Origin of the sequence: Alistipes sp. Marseille-P5061 (assembly GCF_900290115.1) — a bacterium.
GTDB classification, from domain to species: Bacteria; Bacteroidota; Bacteroidia; order Bacteroidales; family Rikenellaceae; genus Alistipes; species Alistipes excrementigallinarum.
On sequence record NZ_LT985748.1, the window covers coordinates 146787 to 164794 of the forward strand.

Consider the following 18008-nt stretch of genomic DNA (forward strand, 5'->3'; position numbering starts at 1 on the left):
CCGATGCTCTTTCGGCGCCTCGTGGCTCTATCCGCTTTTTCTTGCCTTTTCTATCTCTTTGCCTCTTTGCGGGTCGGGCAAAAGCCGCGCCGCAACGACGCCGGGGCGTGGGCCCGGACTGACGCCGCTTGGACTGGGTTGTGCCGCCGCCCGGACCGGGATTGCGTTTCCGCCCGGGATTGGGCTGCTCCCTCCGCCTGGGTCCGTGGTGCCGCCGCTCTGGTCCGGACGCCCGGCCGGGGGTGGGGTAGCGGCCTATTTGATGCGGAACACGCCGCTGTCGTCGTCGCGGTTCTCGATGCGCTGCCGCATGGCGGCCCGTCTGCGTCCCGTTCCGAAGCTCCACGAAAGGCTCAGCGCCACGGCGTGGTCCTTGCTCCTCAGGTGGTAGTCCGTGTTGTGGCGTACCACGCTTTCGGGAATGGTGCGGTTCGAGTATTGGTCCTGCATGAAGGGGAAGAAGCACTGAAGCGCAACGCGCAGGGAGCCGTGCGTATATCCCAGACTGACGTAGGAGGCCTTCTCGATGCCGCTCTTGTAGAGCCCCGAAAGATAGGTGCCCCCGAGCTTCTGGTATAGGTCGAACGAGAAGTTCCGGTAATTGGCCGAGAGGTAGAGCGTGACGGGAAAGCTCCAGCAGCGATAGGTCGCGGATGCCTCCGACGGCTGGAAATGCTGCTGTGCGGCCTCTGCGCTGCCGCCGATGCGCAGGAACTTCCAGGGCGTCCAGTCCAGATTGAGCTCGAAGCCGCGGCGGATGTCCCGCTTGGCGTTGTCGGTCTGGAGCAGCATGCAGCCGTCGCCCGAACGGTAGGAGTCGAACAGGCTGTTGCGCGTCTGTTCGTGGAAAAGCGCCGCCTGCAGCGAGAACCTGCGCAGCTGGAGGTCGTAGCTCAGCCTCCAGCTCTGGCGGTGTGCGTTTTTCAGCTCGGCATTCCCCGTCTGGTAGAAATCGCTCATGAGCAGAATCCGCGCCTCGGACATCTGCTGCATCTTCGGCATCCGGGTGTCGGAGTGGTAGGCCAGGCGCAGCGTGTTGGCCCGGTCGATGGCGTAGCCGAGCATCACGACCGGCGTGAAGGTGAGGTGGCGGAAGCCGTCCTCACCCGAGCGGATGTCAGCCGTGGCGCCCAGACTGGCTCGGTAGAGCCATGAATGGAGCTTGCCGCTGATTTCCGCATAGAGGTAGTGCTTTTGCGTGTTGATTCTTTCGCTCTGCGGCTGCCCGGAGACCGAGTTGCGCAGCCGGTTCGACAGGAAGTTGCATTGGCTGCGGTAGCCGACCGTGAGCTGGGCGCGGGAGAAGCGGTGGAGGTAGGCCGCCTCGCCAATCAGGCTGCTCTTCCGGTTGTCGAGCAGCATCAGGTCGTCGAATCCCGTGGTGCCGCTCTCCGTCGAACGGGTTCGCTGACGGTTGTCGAAATAGCTTCCCACAAGGTTGACAACCAGCGTGCTGCGCTCCGAGAAGTATTTCGCGAAATAGAGGTCGAGCGTCGGTACGAGGCTTTCGGTGCGGTCGGTCAGACGCCCCGTGCGCTCCTCCTGCAGCGTGTTCCGTGCAAAGGAGATGCGTTTGTCGGCCTCCATCCACTCGTTGTCCGTATGGGCCGATGCCTTGATTTGCAGGTCGTAGCTCTGCTCCCTGCTGCGCGTATAGGTCAACCCGAAGTTGTGCTGGTGGCCCCACTTCAGGCTCTCGCGCAGATAGTCGTAGAGGTAGTTCTCCTCGCCGATTCGGTAGGCGTAGCGGCCCGTTTCCCGGTTCCGGACCTCCCGTTTCATGTTGATGTGGGCGCCGTAGTGGAACGTGAAGCGATTGTCGCCTCTGACGTGGGAGAGTGTGACGGAGGCATTCGAGAACATCTGTCCCAGTGTTCCGTAGAGGTTGCCGCTCCAACCCGCATCGAGCGGTTTGGTGAGGATGTTGACCACCCGTTCGGCATCGTTCATGTAGCGAATCGGCGGGACGTCGTAGAGTTCGACCTTGCGTATCTTGTCGGCCGGAATCAGCCTCAAATCCTCGTCCGAGGCCTTGATGCCGTTGATGAGCAGCAGCAGCCTCTTCCCGTTGACCGTTGCCAGCGCGTCGGAGGTTCTGTCGATGCGGAGATTGGGCAGCGTGGCGACCAGCTCGCGGCCGTCGGATGCCTGCGCGATTTGGGCCTCGGAGAAGAGGTAGGAGCTTTTGTCGATGCTCCGAATGCTCCGTTCCCCCTCGACAACCACCTCGCCGATGGACATGGAGTCGCGCTGCAGGAGCAGGTCGCAGCTCCGGCTCCTCGCGGCCTGCAGCCGTGCGGAGGCGGTTTTGTATCCCACGAACGAAGCCTTCAGCAGATACGCTCCGGGGGCGACCCCCTCGAATGCGTATCGGCCCGAGAGGTCCGAGGCCGTACCCTGCACCATGCTCAGCGTGTCGCTGCCGTGGAGCAGGACAACGTTGGCAAACGGAACGGGCCGATGCTGTTCGTCGACGATTCGCCCCGAAATCGTCAGGCTCTGTCCCAGACAGAGCTGACAGCCGAGCGCGGCAATCACTATGGCGAGGATTTTCATTGTTTCGGACGTGGGGTAGAGGGAACAAAGATAATGAAAAAACGGTCGCGCAGCCGCCGCAAGGCAGCGGATGGCCGCACCGCCCGGCACCTGACTCCTGCCGCCTGCCGGGCGGCCCGCGTCAGCCAATCAGCCTCCGCAGGCGGCTCTCGGGAACGGCGGGAAAGAGCTCCCGGAAGTGGTCGCGGATGCGCTCGAACGACTCCTCGGGCGTACGCTCGGTCCGAAGCGGGCCGTAGAGCGATTCGGGTGCCATGTAGCGCGCCACGCCCCAGCCGTAGGGGTTGCCGTGGCGGTCGATGTTGTATTCGAAGTCGGCGATGACCAGCCGTGCCTCCATCTGCAGCCGCGTGAGAATTGGGTCGAGCGATATTTTCTCATCCTCGGCCACCTCCGATTCGAGGTCCGTCGCCGTCCGCCGTCCGCGCCCCTTGGCAAAGCCCAGCATCCGGCGCAGCTCCTTGATGGTGGCCGACCCTTCGGCCAGAATCGTCTGCAGCACCACGTCGTCGAGCGCCGCCGCGTCGTCGTTCGGCGCCAGATGCAGCGAGCGGCGGTAGTTGGCCCAGTCGGGCAGCCATGCGCGGCTGACGAATCCCGCCTTGCGGTTGAAGAACTTGCCGTAGGCGCACTGCCCGTCGCGGATGATGGGACCCTTCCACTCCCAGGCCCCCTCCTCGTCGGTAAACCAGTACTCGCGGGCGACCATCTCCTCGATGGAGAAGCCGGGGATGCCGCATCGGAAGAAGGGGAGGAAGCCGAGCTCCAGACAGCGCTCCTCCACGTCGGTCGGACTTTCCAAAAGGTGTTGTTCCATAATTCAGATTCAGATTCTTTTGTCTCTTTTGCCTCGGACCCGTTTCCGGGCAACGGCTCCGGACTATGTTTCCGGGTTGCTGCTCTGGGCAGTATCTCCGAGTTGCGCCTTCGGACTATGCTTTCGGCAGTGCCTCCGGCCTCCTTACAGGACGTGCTTTTTTGCCGAGCACGTTGCGTCCGGCATGCGGCCTTACCCCGGTCGGGTCCTGACGCAAAGATACGATTTTTCCGCATAGCCTCTTCCTTCCCAGCCGGGAAAACGGTCGGTATCGAACCTGCCGCGTCCGCCGTGTTGTAGGCTAACGGCCAGCCCCGCCCGGCTCTCCTCATCGTACCGCGCCCGTGCGGCAGTCCCGCCTGGCTCCGCCTATCGAGCCGTGCCCATGCACTAGCCCTTGCCGGCTCTGTCCATTGTGCCGCACCCGTGCGCCAGTCTCGCCCGGTCCTGCCCCGTCCATGCGACAGCCCTGTTCAGACCAGGCCATCCTGTCGCGAACTCGTGTCAGCCCCTTCATTGCCGGGGTGTCTGCGGTGCTGCACCCTTGTGACAGGCGGCTGCAGCGACGGAATTTTGCCCGGCAACCGCTGCTGGAAGAAAAAAAGTGGCGAAAAAATTTGCGGTTTTCAAAAATGGCTGTATCTTTGCACTCGCAATACCGAAAAGGGGTGCGTTAGTTCAGCTGGTTAGAATACGTGCCTGTCACGCACGGGGTCAGGGGTTCGAGTCCCCTACGCACCGCCAGAGACCGACGAAGAGTCGGGTTAAATAAAGCAAAAGCCTTGTAAACGAGTAGTTTACGAGGCTTTTTGTTTTTAGATTATCTGCATGAGAAAGCAAAAAACAACCGGTTTCTGGTGTCCAAATCGGTGGACTTTTTCCGAGGGCCGAATCGTCCACCGAATAAGCATTTAACTCATTGATTTGCATCGTATTTCATCTTGACGCAAAAGGCNGATTATCTGCATGAGAAAGCAAAAAACAACCGGTTTCTGGTGTCCAAATCGGTGGACTTTTTCCGAGGGCCGAATCGTCCACCGAATAAGCATTTAACTCATTGATTTGCATCGTATTTCATCTTGACGCAAAAGGCTCTTGAAAGTAATTTTGCAACCTGTAAATACGATGTTATGGAAAGGACAACCTGCACGCTGATTTACTACCTGCGCAAGACCCGGATCGACAAGGAAGGGAAAGCGCCGATTTATGTACGCCTCACAGTCAACGGCCAACGTGCCGAAGTTTGTGCTCGGGCCCGCATCTTGCCCCGGTATTGGAATCAATCCCGAGGCAAGGCTGTGGAAAACAACCGGGAAGGCCGTGAGATTAACCGGCTGCTGGAGGCCATCTCGTTCAATATTGCGCAAACGCGACGCACGCTGGAGGCAGAAGGGAAAGAGATTACGGCTACGGGGATTATGGATCGCTACCTGGGCAAGGACCTTCCCGAACGCCATACCCTGATGGAGGTCTTTCGGGAACACAACAAACGGTGCCGGGCTTTGATCGGAATCGACTTCACCGCATCGACCGTACAGCGTTACGAGAGTCTGATGCGCATCACGGGGGAGTTTCTGCTAAAGGAGTATGGCTCCGAGGATCTCTATCTGGACGAATTGCCGGTCCATTTGGTCGAGGATTATGAGTTCTACATGAAGACCGAGAGACGATGCGTTCACAATACGGTGATGAAGAATCTGAAAAACTTCAAGAAGATCATCCGCATTGCGCAAAGCAACGGATGGGTTCCGAAGGACCCGTTTCACGGCAAACATATCCACATGGAGCCGGTCGACCGACCTTTTTTGGAGAAACAGGAGTTTTTGTCGATGCTCCACAAGGAGATCTCGATCCCTCGATTGGCGCAGGTCCGCGACATCTTCTGTTTCTGCTGTCTGACGGGGCTGGCCTTTACGGACGTGCAACAGCTCAAGGCGGAGCATCTCGTGGTGGACATCCACGGCAAGATCTGGATTCGCAAGGCGCGGCAGAAGACCAAGAACATGTGCAACATTCCGCTGCTCGACGAGGCGCAAAAGATCCTCGACCGTTACAGGGAACACCCCTACTGCCAGACGCGCGGCGTGCTGCTTCCCGTATGCAGCAACCAGAAGATGAACTCCTACTTGAAGGAGCTGGCCGACATCTGCGGCATCCCCAAAAATCTGTCGACTCATTGTGCGCGCCATACGTTCGCAACCCTGACGCTGGCCAGCGGCGCGACGATCGACAACGTTGCCAAGATGCTCGGCCATGCCAACGTCAACATGACGCGCCGCTATGCGAAGGTCCTCGACTCGTCGATCATGCGCGACATGGAGGTCGTTGCTGAAAATATGGCGTTGTAGCCCGTCGGAACATTTGAGGAATTTTCGGAACGCCCGGACAGCAAAAGAGACAAAGCCGCCCTATGCAAACGAGGACAAGAGCAGTTCTCTTGGCCTCTTTGCATGTTGTGGCTATCTTGCTGACCGGGCGGCAGTGACGGGTGTTCATTGTGCCTGTGTAGTATAATATGAGGTTGGATCAGTGCCGATTCATGGACCTTTTCTTCCTTTTCCGAATCTGCTGTTGTTGCTCTTCGTAGGTTTGTACATCGACTAATTCCAGAACAGCGTCCAACGGATGGTACGACTGATTCGGACAGGAAGGGCTCTTTGAGGAAGACTGCGCCTGCGCTGAGGATTCCCAAGAGACTCCACGCTCCTTTGCTTCAGCATGGAACAACTGTTCGAAGGCATTGGCCGAGAAACTACGGCCCAGCAGGGAGCCGTTGGCTACGATTCCCTGCTTGTGGTCGATAAAGGTCACGCCGTAGATTCGTCCTGCAGCATTGAGGCGGAATACAGCATCAACGCCCTTGTCGTGCAGCCGCTTGCAGAACTCCGCCCGGCTTGAACACCGCGCCATTTCATCCGCAATCTTTTCCCGCAACTCATCAAGTGCTCCGGGCTCCTTCAAGGCCGTTTTCGATCGCTCGTAATAGCGTTGCAGGGCCTCATAACCGACATCCTTCCCGATCCGGCTCGACTTGAACGGCGTCCCGATGCCATAGCCATCATCGGTCAGCGCGCCGTAAATCATCCCGGCATAATCACGTCCTTCGATGGTCCCGGTTCGTTCCTCGACCGAGACATTGAAGGTTTCGAGCAGCGTCCGCCATTCCCCAAAAGAGGCGCAGCGATAATGCCGCAGGCACGACCTTACGGTGGAGGAGACCTGCTGCTTGACGTCTCCCTTCTGATAATCCACCTTGCGCAAGCCTTCCCAATCCTGCAGTTCCTGTCCCTTGATGCTCGGGTGTAGCCCGTATTTTTGCTCGAGGTCCCGCAGAATCGACATCGAACGATCATACTCATGCGAGTCAGAGATCTTCCGGCCCGTCGAATCAACCCTTAATGAGACAATGTGCAGATGTTCGCGTGCGATGTCTCCATGTTTGAAGACAATATAGGGCTGCTCGCCGTAGCCCATCCGCTCCATATATTCGCGGGCGATCTCGCCCAGTTGCTCATCGGTCAGACGGTCCTCGGGCGAGGGGTTCAGCGAGACATGGAAGACCGTGTTGGTCGTTCGCCGGTTAGCCTGGAGAAAGGGTTCGAAACTGGCCATGCACCGTTCGTGGCTCATGCGGCCTGCGGTATCGAACGGATCGAGCATCCGATTCCAGAAGAGCACCTCTGCCTGCCCGCGGTTAACCTTCTCCTCGTTGTAGCGGACAGCTCCGCCGACAGTTGCTCCCGTCCTTATATTCGCAACCATCCTTCGGCCTGTTTGGTAAGATTCAGAATCTCTATACTCAACGCTTTCAACTCGCTGGTATGCTGTTCCAACGCAGCGATCTGGCGCGGAATCGAGACATTGGAGAAGTGGCTGTTGATGGCTCGGACCACCTGGTTGTAGTTGTTTCCGACGCGCTGAAACTGGAAGTAAAGGTCATTGAGTCGTGTCAGAAACTCCACCTTTGAAGGGTCACGGCGGATGACTTCGAAGCGCTCGGCAAAGAGTCGTTTGACGATGAACCGGCTGCGATTGTGCTCCAATCCGGCGGCTGCAAGCATCTGCCGGAAGCGGATCTCCTGCTCCTCGTTGAGACGGAACGAGTATTTGTAACTCGGAGTTTGAGATTGGGGGTTGTGTTTTCGCTGACGAGTCATTCGATGGAAGATTTGGGGTTCGACTTGGGAGAACACCGCCCGCCTCGCAGAGCGAGCGTTTTTGTCGGACAAACCGCCGGTTGTCGGACAAAAACACAGCTCGCTCCCGTCAGGCGACGGGTACAGTTCCGGCATCCAAAAAGGGTGTCTCCGCTCTTGAAAGAGCATCTCCGAAACAAAAAATCTCGGGCGGATTCTTCGCTGCAATATTACGAGGATATTCAGGGATTAAAAAGCACGATTGTCGGCCATGCAAGGCCTCCGGAGGACACCGGGGCGGGAATTAGGAGTCTTGTCGTATCTTGTGGCGGAAACTCTCCATCAGTTCGTTTATTCATGTGAAGAGGCCGAAATGAAAACATGCGAGAATGGTGTTTTGAGAAGATCCGCACATGAAATTAATCGTCTATGAATGGATGTAGTCAATTTGTCGTTTCACCTTTAATATTTGTACTCATGAACCGAACCAAGCAAACTTCAAAGCCAACATCCAAACAAAGTGCACATAAGAAAGCTTCTATTGATGAGACCTTTGCGCAGCTTCTCCCGAATCTCCTTCCCGTAACGGTAGATGCTGTGCCGGCAAAGGTCGCTCCGGATGATGCGCTTCTGAACCTCCCGGAGGCTCGGCCCACTCCGGCGACTTTGCCCCACGGAGAGAAGACAGCGGCCTCTGGGCCGGATACGGTGCCAACGGTCACCCGTCGGAAGCGAGTCCAGCTTCCCGATTTCCAGGAAACCTTTTTCAAACCGGTTCGATGCGGTTGTGAACGTTCGGCTATCTATGTCAGCCTTTCGACCAGACGACGGGTGATGGCAGTCCTCCACCTGCTGGGTGGGGACGGCGCGAGGTTGACGGCACTCGTGGATAACATGTTGTGCTTCGTACTCGATCTGTATGGTGATGAATTGAACGATCTTCACGAAAAGAAGAACTGTCGCCGGATGTTTTAACTTCAGTTTGTTCAAACCGGTTCTTCGAAGGTGTTGGGCGGTAAGGTTTTAATTTGAGACTTTACCGCCCAATAGCCTTTCTCTTGGAATGCACATTAGGCGTCCGCAAAAAAGATACAGGCCTAAAAAGAGAATCAGAATGTACTTTCCAAACTCAATTTTGAGATAGAGCTACCTAACTATCTACAATTCTTGTTTATAGCCAACAAATATGAATATGGATTACGCCTCAAAATATCACGCTTCTCAATATTATATAAAACAGCAGATGATATTACTGATACAACAGCGCCTGCTAGCAAAGCAGAGGGAATTGATAATCCAAGCAATGCGGTTGGAATGGCTGTTCCTCCGGTCGAAAAAAATGATATTTTCATAAAATTATTAGCAACCCACTTTATCCCAGCTCCGCTCAATGATTCTTTTAAATCATCATATCCAGGCAAAAATTGGTTTACATATATATCATAGACTTGTTGCCGTATTTGTTCGATAGTCGCATCTGCTGAAATATTTTTAGTAAGTTTCTCAAGATTCATTCTAAATAACCCTAATTCATCTTGATGTTTTCTTTTAAATTCGAGTATATCATGAATAGACACCTCGTTAGAAATGCTTATCCCTTTAAAAGATAGATCCATAAGAATGCCTTGTGATAGTTGATGTCCTCTATTACGAATATGAGAATCTCCCCACGGATAATTCCTATGATTGCAGATGGCTACTTGATTATCAAGTCTAGTTAAATTACTAAGATTAGAAGTGCATGTATTATCCGTTAGAGGAGCAATGCTATACTGCTCACATAATCGATTCGTGAGTAATGTCATATAAAAATTAGCAAACCCTTCATCTACATAAAGCCAACCATCTTCGCCTCTACAGTTTTGTAGTTGATGCCATATCTCGTGCGCAAACTTTTCTGGATGAATTTGATGAATCTTCCTCGATGTTTTTTGGGAATGTTTTGTAACATCATCTTTCGCATGCATTAGGACCTGGTGCCCCTCTTCACTATCTAAATATTTGGAGACATCATCAACCAAATCCTCGATTAGATTCATATCAGGATCGACCAAAAGTGGTTTTATAACACCCTCTTCTGATAAAAATTGAGTGGCAGGTTGTTTATACGGATGAGATATTGATGATGGAACAATTGTATTGATTTCATCCCAATACAAAATAGCTGTTTTAAGCCAAGTTTCATTAGTAATATCAATTGTGGGATAATAAAGAGCTCGTGTAAATGCCATATATGGTTTGATTAATAAATATTCTTGAGTTCAACTTATAAATGCAACTTTTTGGGTGCGGATAATAAGCAATAAAAACATTTATTTTTCAGAGAGGAAAGAGAGACAATGTCCCCCTTTCTCTCACTCTGAATGGATAAAGTTTGCTATCTTTGCTTTAATTGTCCGTCCAAAGAAAAAAAAGTTGCAGATGAGCAAACATATAACCGAGGAACAAAGGTATGCAATTTCTATGATGTTGCAAATACCGATGAGCAAAAAAGCAATAGCGGAAGCTATCGGAGTAGATAAAAGCACTGTTTACAGGGAGATAAAGCGCAATTGCGACGCCCGAAGTGGTAGCTATAGCATGGAGCTTGCCCAGCGAAAAGCAGACAGGCGCAAGCAGCAAAAACATCGCAAGGAAGTGCTTACACCGGCAATGAGAAAACGGATAATAAAGCTGTTGAAGAAAGGATTCAGCCCGGAGCAGATTGTCGGCAGGAGCCGCTTGGAGGGAATTGCGATGGTATCTCACGAAACGATATATCGCTGGATTTGGGAGGATAAGCGGCGGGGTGGCAAACTGCACAAATATCTTCGCAGACAAGGTCGCAGGTATGCCAAACGTGGTTCTAAAAATGCAGGGCGAGGATTTATCCCAGGCAGGGTGGATATTGATGAGCGTCCCGAGATAGTGGAACTGAAGGAGAGATTTGGTGATTTAGAGATAGATACAATTATTGGTAAGAACCACAAAGGTGCCATTCTTACCATTAACGACAGAGCAACAAGCAGGGTCTGGATACGCAAGTTGTCGGGAAAAGAAGCCATCCCGGTAGCTAAGATTGCAGTATGGGCACTGCGGAAAGTGAAAAACTTAATACACACAATTACGGCTGACAATGGAAAGGAGTTTGCAAAGCACGAGGAAATTGCGCAAAAATTGGAAATAAAATTCTATTTTTGCAAACCATACCACTCATGGGAACGTGGTGCCAATGAAAACACCAACGGGCTTATCAGGCAGTATATCCCAAAGGGTAAGGACTTTAGTGAAGTAACCAACAAACAGATTAAGTGGATTGAAAATAAACTCAATAATCGACCTCGTAAAAGACTTGGATACCTCACGCCAAACGAAAAATTTAAACAAATTATTAATCAGAATTCTGTTGCATTTGCAAGTTGAATTCAGCATTTGTAATTATGAAGAATATCTATTTATTAATACAGCCCATGCCAATTCTACATCCAAATATGAATTAGCATATTCGCTATCTAATAAATCTTCCGATAATAAATAGTCGTATTTTTGAGCTATTTTAACAGGACGGGATTTTAACTTTACCAATTCCTCTCCATTGGGTTTATCTGCTGATTTTATCTTCTCTATATCTTGTGATGTGATATTCTCAACGAAAAAACTTCCGTACGGGCAAGACTTCCCTAAGCGATACTCAGCAATTAACGATATTGTACGGTTGACTTTTGATCCAGCCCAGGTTAAAAAGTATATATTATTACCGTATTGTATGAATGAGTTTTTTGCTACATTATTTTTTTGGAAGAACAACCGACCATCTTCCAAAGCCTCTCTGCATTTTGTGCGCTTATCCAAATAGGCATATATGGTATCGGACATATATATGTCTCGCATTTTTAGTGTAATAAGACGATCTGTATCGATGCCATCACCATTAAATTGTGCTATTCCACCATGTTTGATAGGAGATACATAAATTGTAGCAACCTTTTCATCCCAACTGTCAACCATCCATCTTTTGCCTGCAAGAATAATTACGGTGTTTGTTGCTGGCTTGAACTGAATAGTCCCGATACGTTTTGATGTTGATTTATCAACAACAGTCAAATCAACAGGGGAATTGAACGCCACATAGAAATCGGGGGTCTTTAACAATTCTTCGCCTTTCTCTCCTATTACGATTTGTCCGGTATTTAATTGAGAAATGACTTTGTTTGCACCAAGGGATCGAAGAACTTTCAGGAATAACTCAGGCGAAATATTTTTAAAAGCTCCTTTATCGCATAGAAGTAACCACCCCTCTTTGGGATAAAAACTACCGAACTGTGCAATAACGGCAAGAATCTGCTGAATGAGTGTAGACAAGTGATAGCTGCCTGTGGCCGGCACTTCGTATCTGTGCTCACGCATTAATTCTATCACTGCAATATTTTGCACAAGATTGGTATGCAGATCATACAATAATCCGCTGTTCTTGTCTTCAATGGAAAACACCCGCAATGTAGAAGGCTCATTACGACGTCCTGAACGTCCCAGACGCTGTCTTAATCCAGATATAGAATTTGCAGTACCAATTTGTGCAATGGATTTTACTTTCCCAATGTCTATACCCAATTCCATCGTGGAAGTACAGAACGCTGTCACAGGATATTTTCCACATTGCAGATCTCGTTCGACGGATTCTCTCTCTGTTTTTGACAAACTTCCGTGATGCACTCTAAATTCATTGGGAACTCCGTTTGCCTCACACAAATCAATCGCTTTTAAAGCATAAATTTCGGCCTCTGCCCGAGTATTCGTGAACACCAGATTATTACTTCCTCTCAATTGTGTATATATCTCCTCCGATATAGACGCTGTAACATCCTTGTCTTTTTGACGAATATACTCCTTGACCAGGACTTTGATTTCATGGTTACTGTCCCCTTGTGGAGGAATAGCACAAGGTAAAGCTCCATCATTGCGTAAAAATTGTTTGACAGAGTCATAATCAGAGAATGTCGCACTCATTGCAATACGAGGAATATGCCGACGTACGATTTGTTCCAGACGACATAATAGTGACTGCAACTGTTTCCCTCTTTCCGTTCCTATGAATGAATGCAACTCATCTATTACTACATACTTTAACGAGGAAAATGCAGATAGTACATATTCTTTTTTGTTGATGAAAAAAGATTCAAGCGACTCCGGGGTAATGATAATAATACCATTGGGCTCTTTTAAGGAGCGTTTTTTCCGGGAAAAATCAATGTCACCATGCCACGGGGTTACGCTGAGATCCATTCCAGAAGTCATATTGACAAGGCGTTTATACTGGTCATTGATCAGAGCTTTCAATGGGCTGACATACAAAACCTGACAACCTTTTGGTGCCAGATCTCGCAATATGGAGGTGAGAATTGGTAAAAATGCAGCTTCAGTCTTTCCTCCAGCCGTTGATGCACTGATGATGACATCCCGATCTCCAGCAAGAACGAGAGGAATGGCATTTTCCTGAATGTCTTTCAAAGAAGTCCAGCCCTGTCTCCAGATCCATTTACGGACCTTTTCATCAAGAAGAGAATATGAATTCGAAGTCTTGTTCATTATAACCTGAAAGATGCAAATTCATCTTCATGAATTGCATTTTGTTTATCTGCCTGCTGCGAAATAATCGCACTTATTTCTGTGGGTTCGACATCTTGAGTAACCTCTATCTGATCAATCATGCTGGACCATTGTAAATCCGGGTATTGCTCAAGCATGGATAATAGATCCAAAAAGCCTTTGATTGTATTCCGTGGTGTTCTAAAATAACTGTCTCCTATCTTATTGGCACAATGATTCAAATAAGCCAGGAGTCCGTCATCTGGAATCAGGTATTGTTCTTCATGCCCGCTTGCATAAACATTCCGGAGGTTCTTCAACAGAATGAACATTTCTTCTTTTGTCAGATTGGCCAATCTTAATACGGTCGTGTTGTAATCAGTCAATCCGAGATCCTTCGAAAACGAATTCTCACTCAACCGGGATTTTAATGCTTCATAGCTATACAAGCCTCTATTCCCGTCCGTTAAAAATTCAGGGGTCCCAGACATGATAAAGCCAATATGAGACAATGTACCTTGCAACGTGTTGTTCAGTATGGATAGGATTTCTTCATAATTGGCTTTACGAGAGCTGCTATTGGAGATCTTATATAAGTTGACCATTTCGTCAAGACAGATAAGCAGTCCGTTGTATCCAGCCTTTCTGACAAAAATAGAATAGAGAATCAGAGTATTGAAGAATGTTGCATCATTAATAAATTCACGAACACCAAGATCTCTCAAGGCGTCGGTTTTTGTTGTATACTCTGCCCTTAACCAACGTAGTACTTTGTCCTTTAACTCTTCATCGCCGGTTTCATATGCCGTCCAATATTTATTGACGACCTGAGCAAATGCATAACCACCAGGATATTCTTTCAGTTCATTCAATTGCTCGTATATGGCGGAAGAAATATCCAGCCCTTTTTGAGTTGCTATATCGCGGGCCGTAGAAATAAATTTCTCAAGAATATTGGGTAGCGCATTCCCATCCTGCTTGGTTCGCGTAGATAACGATGAAATCAACTCTGATAACAAGAGTCGGGCCTGACCGTCGCTTCCATGCAGACGTTTCGTTGGAGATAAGTCCGCATTCATTGTTACAAGGCCCTTTTCCAGGGCAATGCTTCTGACCAACGAAAGGAAGAAGGTTTTACCTGATCCGTATTCACCAATGACAAGGCGAAAGGAGGTCCCTCCGTCTGCGATGGTAGCGACATCCTTGACAAAAGATTTGAGTTCTTTATCCCGTCCAACCTGGATGTGCTGTAAACCCACTCGTGGCACGACTCCACTTCGCAATGATTGAATAATGGTCTCTCGTTCCTTCGGTTTGATAGGTCTTATCATATTAATTGTTCTTTATAAGCCAATGTTATATATAGCTTCTCTCCGTCATCTTCCACAACAGCATCATCGACCCTGGAGTATGCAAAATCATTGATCTGCTCCAATACGGCACCTAACATTACTCCTCTTTCCCTGCATTCTTGTTCTATGTCCACCCGGTCCCAAATCTCCTTGGTCAGAAGCAACTTCAGAATATCGACCCAGGTTCCGGCCGGCTTGTTTGACGGGGTATTTGCCTGCTGTTGGTCTTCATCCTCAACAAATATATCCGACAGCAGTTCTTGAGCTTCTTTGGTCTGCTGTTCAAAGATACGGAGTTTTTCGGGATTAATGACAACTTTAGGGGCTTCTGCTGGTTTGGCTTGGCCAATTTGATATTCTACGGCATCCGATTTCCTTTCCACCACAGCAAAACCTTCATCATCAGTAAGAGTACGGTGTATCAGAACATGGATATTATCAGCATTTATGCCCAATAGCGGTAATATTTTTTTTAGCCGCTCTGCTCGTTTGGGACGGACATCCCCATTCGTGCATGAATAGAGTATCAATTCGTGGCCAAATATTTCTTGTTGCTTTTGTGTCAGATTCTCCTGAATAGATTTTTTAATTTGCTGGTCAAGAATCTGCTTGACAGATGAGAATCTCCACTTGGCAACCGCATATAGATGCTCGACATTCTCAAGTTTGGTTCCATGGATTCGAATATAGTCAAATATGGCGGCTATATCGGAATCAAGGATATTATCCCCCTGGACTATATATGCGGCTAATTTAATAAACAGATCTATCCTCAAATACTCTTCCGTCGGGTGTTGAATCTGATTTCGGTCTAAACTTCTGTAAACAACACAATTATTGTGAAAGTTGAGCCGCTTTTTATCAAGTTCATAGTCTGGAGCTATCCCATACCCCAAACGACGAAGCCCATTTTGAATAGATTCGATATGGCTTTTGTACAAACTTGATTCATTTTCGCATTGACACTCACAAAGACGTAACAAGTCGTCTATATTCATTACGGCATATGGATCCCGTTCAATCGTCTCATGGAGAGTATCGACTAAAGCCTTGATTTGGGGATTTTCCAGAATGTCGATTTCCTGTGGTAATGCAAAGAGAGCTTCAACCGATTCTTTCCCATCGGCTCTTTTTACAATATCGCAGTATTCTCTGAAAAAACTTATTGAATAATGATAACAATCATAAACGATTGTCTGTATTGAGTAGACGTCTATGTCAATTGAGGGTATTGTATATGATAATGTTACGTCTTCTGAATTAAACAGGCTTGCATTATCGTGTTTTATATAGCGATTATTATACGAAGACTGTGAAATTCGGGTAATAGACACATCGTGGTATTCTTTTGCAAAATAATCCGCAAAAAAACGACTCAATACAGGCTGATATTTTCCTGGAATTTTCTGATCGAGATCGTATAGCTTTAATGCTGTCTCATAAATAACTTTTGCTGAAAGGGCTTGTATATCTTTGACAGAACGATATATCACCATTCTTTGATATGCTGCATTCTGCTTCAAGATTTCAACATGATCGAATTCACACTTATCATTCTTGAAATATTTAGAATACGCACTTCCAATAAAATCGTCCAATGCATATCGAATTGAACAATTTGACTGATACGACCTGTCCGATTGTTCCTCATTAAGCGAATGTCTGATCGATATTATATCTGAAAGGATGGATCGGCGATCTGCTTTCTTTGTCTCCGGATCTATAAACATCCGGATTTCACATCCATATAGATAAAACAACAGTATTTCCGCTGGCGCATCAGAAGTCTTTATGCCACCCGACAACCACATGAGATACTCATACCGTTGATGTGGAGTCATATCCCGATATGTACAGAAAGGGATTTGAGGTTCCATGGCATCCTTTTGGATCGGTAACTCAGGATCTACAACAGATCCATATATATGTGAGCATTCGTTTGCCTTGATTAATTTAGTCGGCAGCAAAAAACATTCTCCCACATAAAAATTACCTCGCTCAAGTTTGATGCCTTGTATTTCCATAGTTTCGCCCGAAGCAATCCATCTACAACGTTGCCCAAAGGCTTTATCATAGTGATGTAAGGATTCCGATGCGTCATTCTGTTTAACAGTTATAACAGCCTGCCTGATCGCATTGTCAATGTATCGCTCCTCTATATTGTATTTTTCTGCGAGCGTATCAAGTTGTTGCTTCAGAAGAGTATAATCGCGATGACACATATAGTCATCAGCCAAATCATACATCAATATGTAGACATAATTTAGATTTCCTTTGACATCTATGAATATGTTTTTTAAGAATTGCTCTTTGAAATGATTATAAAAACGTTTCTGAGCGCTATTGGCATATGAAAGTTCAGACGCCAAATATATATACGTCGGAGCCCAATAGGGAACTCTTAGTTGTTTACAATATTCGGCATTTTGCAAAAGAGCAGAGTGAGGTTGATTGGCTTGTAATGCTGGTTGATTAATTGCGGAATTGGAATCTTGCTCACACTTCGAATAAAATGCCGTTCTCTGCTGTAATGCAGTGATGATCTGGGAGATTACGGATGATTTTTGTCTTTGCACGTAGGATTTGCGCACCTTTAGTAGCAACTCCCAATAATTGCATGGCTGACCTGCATTGTGGCATTGTTGGATAACGTTCTCAATATAGGTGATTTCTGATTCAAGATCACCTCTTGCGTGAAGCGTCCGGGCAATATCTTTGGCCCTTGACAGATTAAGAGGTGGCTCTGTACTCTCTTTGATAACTTGAGTAGACTTGTTGTCAATATCCTGGCTTTGTTTGGTGCTACGGAAAGAAGTTGTATCCTCCCCAGTTTCTTTGAGGGGAATCGGTTCCTGCCTTGTTTGAGCAAGTTGATCGTCTGATTTTAAGCCAGAGGCTTGTGGTATATTAGAGGCGACATCCGCTGTTGTGTCGGAAGATATAGAATGTATGATATCATTAAATTTAACATGTTGTTTTAGATCCTGAATAATCTGAACAATGGCCAGATAATCTTGTTTAACATGTTGTTGAGCAGAAATCGACTCTTTTTGGGCCGCTTTTAATATATAATCATACAAATCCGATTTGTCACTATTCTTTTGCTTGTAATAGCTCGTTTGGTACGACAACAACAGTTTGACAATTCTTTGAGCAGAGCCAGTCCCTCCTAAATTTTCTATAAAATTAGTTAGCTCTGCATGCTGGCTACGTGCCTTCTGAAGATGCTTCGGTAATTGGCTGCTTTTTTTACGTCCCGGATAATCGCGACACGCAGCTTTTTCTTTTCTGACTTGTTTTTTGGCCGATGAGCGCTCTCCTCCTGCATCGTAAATCGAGTCCCGTTCCTTGATTAACATATAGAGAAAACGACTCACGAGCAAGACAATAACGCCAATTAGAATGTATGGCCCCAACCACGTAATAAGGAGTATAATAGCTAATATAAAATAGAGAATGGGCATTGCGGTATCTATAATAATTTACGAAAGATACTCATAAATAATGGATTTTGATTACTTTTAATGGTTAAAGTAACATAAACCATCCGTATTATTTACATATTTTTCAATACACCCAAAT

Annotated in this window: 11 protein-coding genes and 1 tRNA gene; 4 read left to right on the forward strand and 8 right to left on the reverse strand. The window is 48.1% G+C overall.

Features of this window, described 5'->3' with window-relative positions; all coding sequences use genetic code 11:
• Positions 1-255: 255 nt before the first annotated feature.
• Together C8267_RS00615 and C8267_RS00620 are read right to left on the reverse strand one after the other, a co-directional pair.
• Positions 256-2556: a TonB-dependent receptor gene (locus C8267_RS00615; protein WP_106633289.1), complete on the reverse strand. Its 2301-nt coding sequence runs from the start codon at positions 2554-2556 to the stop codon at positions 256-258.
• Between the two features lie 121 nt (positions 2557-2677).
• Positions 2678-3373, reverse strand: coding sequence for an AlkZ-related protein (locus C8267_RS00620; protein WP_106633290.1), 696 nt, complete (start codon positions 3371-3373; stop codon positions 2678-2680).
• A 667-nt stretch (positions 3374-4040) separates the two neighbouring features.
• Here C8267_RS00620 and C8267_RS00625 point away from each other — a divergent pair.
• Both C8267_RS00625 and C8267_RS00630 read left to right on the forward strand, forming a co-directional pair.
• Positions 4041-4117: transfer RNA gene (locus tag C8267_RS00625), tRNA-Asp, on the forward strand.
• Positions 4118-4503: 386 nt separating this feature from the next.
• Positions 4504-5721: a site-specific integrase gene (locus tag C8267_RS00630; RefSeq protein ID WP_106633291.1), complete on the forward strand. Its 1218-nt coding sequence runs from the start codon at positions 4504-4506 to the stop codon at positions 5719-5721.
• A gap of 178 nt (positions 5722-5899) precedes the next feature.
• Here the strand turns inward: C8267_RS00630 and mobB are convergent, their stop codons facing one another.
• Together mobB and C8267_RS00640 are read right to left on the reverse strand one after the other, a co-directional pair.
• Complete coding sequence (gene mobB / locus C8267_RS00635) at positions 5900-7135, reverse strand: conjugal transfer protein MobB (protein WP_106633292.1); 1236 nt, start codon at positions 7133-7135, stop codon at positions 5900-5902.
• Entirely contained in the window at positions 7120-7665 is a 546-nt protein-coding gene (locus tag C8267_RS00640) for a mobilization protein (protein WP_234025640.1), read from the reverse strand. Before C8267_RS00640 ends, mobB begins: the two co-directional genes overlap by 16 nt.
• Positions 7666-7986: 321 nt before the next feature.
• Between C8267_RS00640 and C8267_RS00645 the strand changes: the two genes are divergently transcribed.
• Positions 7987-8484, forward strand: a complete 498-nt coding sequence (locus tag C8267_RS00645; protein WP_106633711.1) for a DUF3408 domain-containing protein — start codon at positions 7987-7989, stop codon at positions 8482-8484.
• 179 nt (positions 8485-8663) lie between these two features.
• Here C8267_RS00645 and C8267_RS10805 read toward each other — a convergent pair whose 3' ends face one another.
• A complete protein-coding gene (locus tag C8267_RS10805) occupies positions 8664-9740 on the reverse strand; it encodes a DUF6236 family protein (RefSeq protein ID WP_158699648.1) in 1077 nt (358 codons plus the stop codon).
• A gap of 190 nt (positions 9741-9930) precedes the next feature.
• Between C8267_RS10805 and C8267_RS00650 the strand changes: the two genes are divergently transcribed.
• A complete protein-coding gene (locus C8267_RS00650) occupies positions 9931-10911 on the forward strand; it encodes an IS30-like element IS4351 family transposase (RefSeq protein ID WP_005794072.1) in 981 nt (326 codons plus the stop codon).
• A gap of 15 nt (positions 10912-10926) precedes the next feature.
• Here the strand turns inward: C8267_RS00650 and C8267_RS00655 are convergent, their stop codons facing one another.
• From C8267_RS00655 to C8267_RS00665, 3 genes are read right to left on the reverse strand one after another with little or no spacing between them, the layout of a single operon-like run.
• Positions 10927-13074, reverse strand: coding sequence for a DEAD/DEAH box helicase (locus tag C8267_RS00655; RefSeq protein WP_106633293.1), 2148 nt, complete (start codon positions 13072-13074; stop codon positions 10927-10929).
• Positions 13074-14405 carry an ATP-binding protein gene (locus C8267_RS00660; protein ID WP_106633294.1) on the reverse strand — a complete coding sequence of 444 codons (1332 nt, stop codon included), beginning with the start codon at positions 14403-14405 and terminating at the stop codon, positions 13074-13076. Before C8267_RS00660 ends, C8267_RS00655 begins: the two co-directional genes overlap by 1 nt.
• Positions 14402-17785, reverse strand: a complete 3384-nt coding sequence (locus tag C8267_RS00665) for a TerB N-terminal domain-containing protein (protein ID WP_158699649.1) — start codon at positions 17783-17785, stop codon at positions 14402-14404. The genes C8267_RS00660 and C8267_RS00665 overlap by 4 nt, the downstream gene beginning before the upstream one ends.
• Positions 17786-18008: the final 223 nt, after the last annotated feature.

What these genes read in the sequence shown, in the direction of transcription:
- mobB (WP_106633292.1), bottom strand. Translation starts at nt 7,135, where the DNA reads ATGGTTGCGAATATAAGGACGGGAGCAACTGTCGGCGGAGCTGTCCGC.
- C8267_RS00620 (WP_106633290.1), bottom strand. Translation starts at nt 3,373, where the DNA reads ATGGAACAACACCTTTTGGAAAGTCCGACCGACGTGGAGGAGCGCTGT.
- C8267_RS00655 (WP_106633293.1), bottom strand. Translation starts at nt 13,074, where the DNA reads ATGAACAAGACTTCGAATTCATATTCTCTTCTTGATGAAAAGGTCCGT.
- C8267_RS00660 (WP_106633294.1), bottom strand. Translation starts at nt 14,405, where the DNA reads ATGATAAGACCTATCAAACCGAAGGAACGAGAGACCATTATTCAATCA.
- C8267_RS00640 (WP_234025640.1), bottom strand. Translation starts at nt 7,665, where the DNA reads ATGCCGGAACTGTACCCGTCGCCTGACGGGAGCGAGCTGTGTTTTTGT.
- C8267_RS00630 (WP_106633291.1), top strand. Translation starts at nt 4,504, where the DNA reads ATGGAAAGGACAACCTGCACGCTGATTTACTACCTGCGCAAGACCCGG.
- C8267_RS00665 (WP_158699649.1), bottom strand. Translation starts at nt 17,785, where the DNA reads ATGTTAATCAAGGAACGGGACTCGATTTACGATGCAGGAGGAGAGCGC.
- C8267_RS00650 (WP_005794072.1), top strand. Translation starts at nt 9,931, where the DNA reads ATGAGCAAACATATAACCGAGGAACAAAGGTATGCAATTTCTATGATG.
- C8267_RS00615 (WP_106633289.1), bottom strand. Translation starts at nt 2,556, where the DNA reads ATGAAAATCCTCGCCATAGTGATTGCCGCGCTCGGCTGTCAGCTCTGT.
- C8267_RS10805 (WP_158699648.1), bottom strand. Translation starts at nt 9,740, where the DNA reads ATGGCATTTACACGAGCTCTTTATTATCCCACAATTGATATTACTAAT.
- C8267_RS00645 (WP_106633711.1), top strand. Translation starts at nt 7,987, where the DNA reads ATGAACCGAACCAAGCAAACTTCAAAGCCAACATCCAAACAAAGTGCA.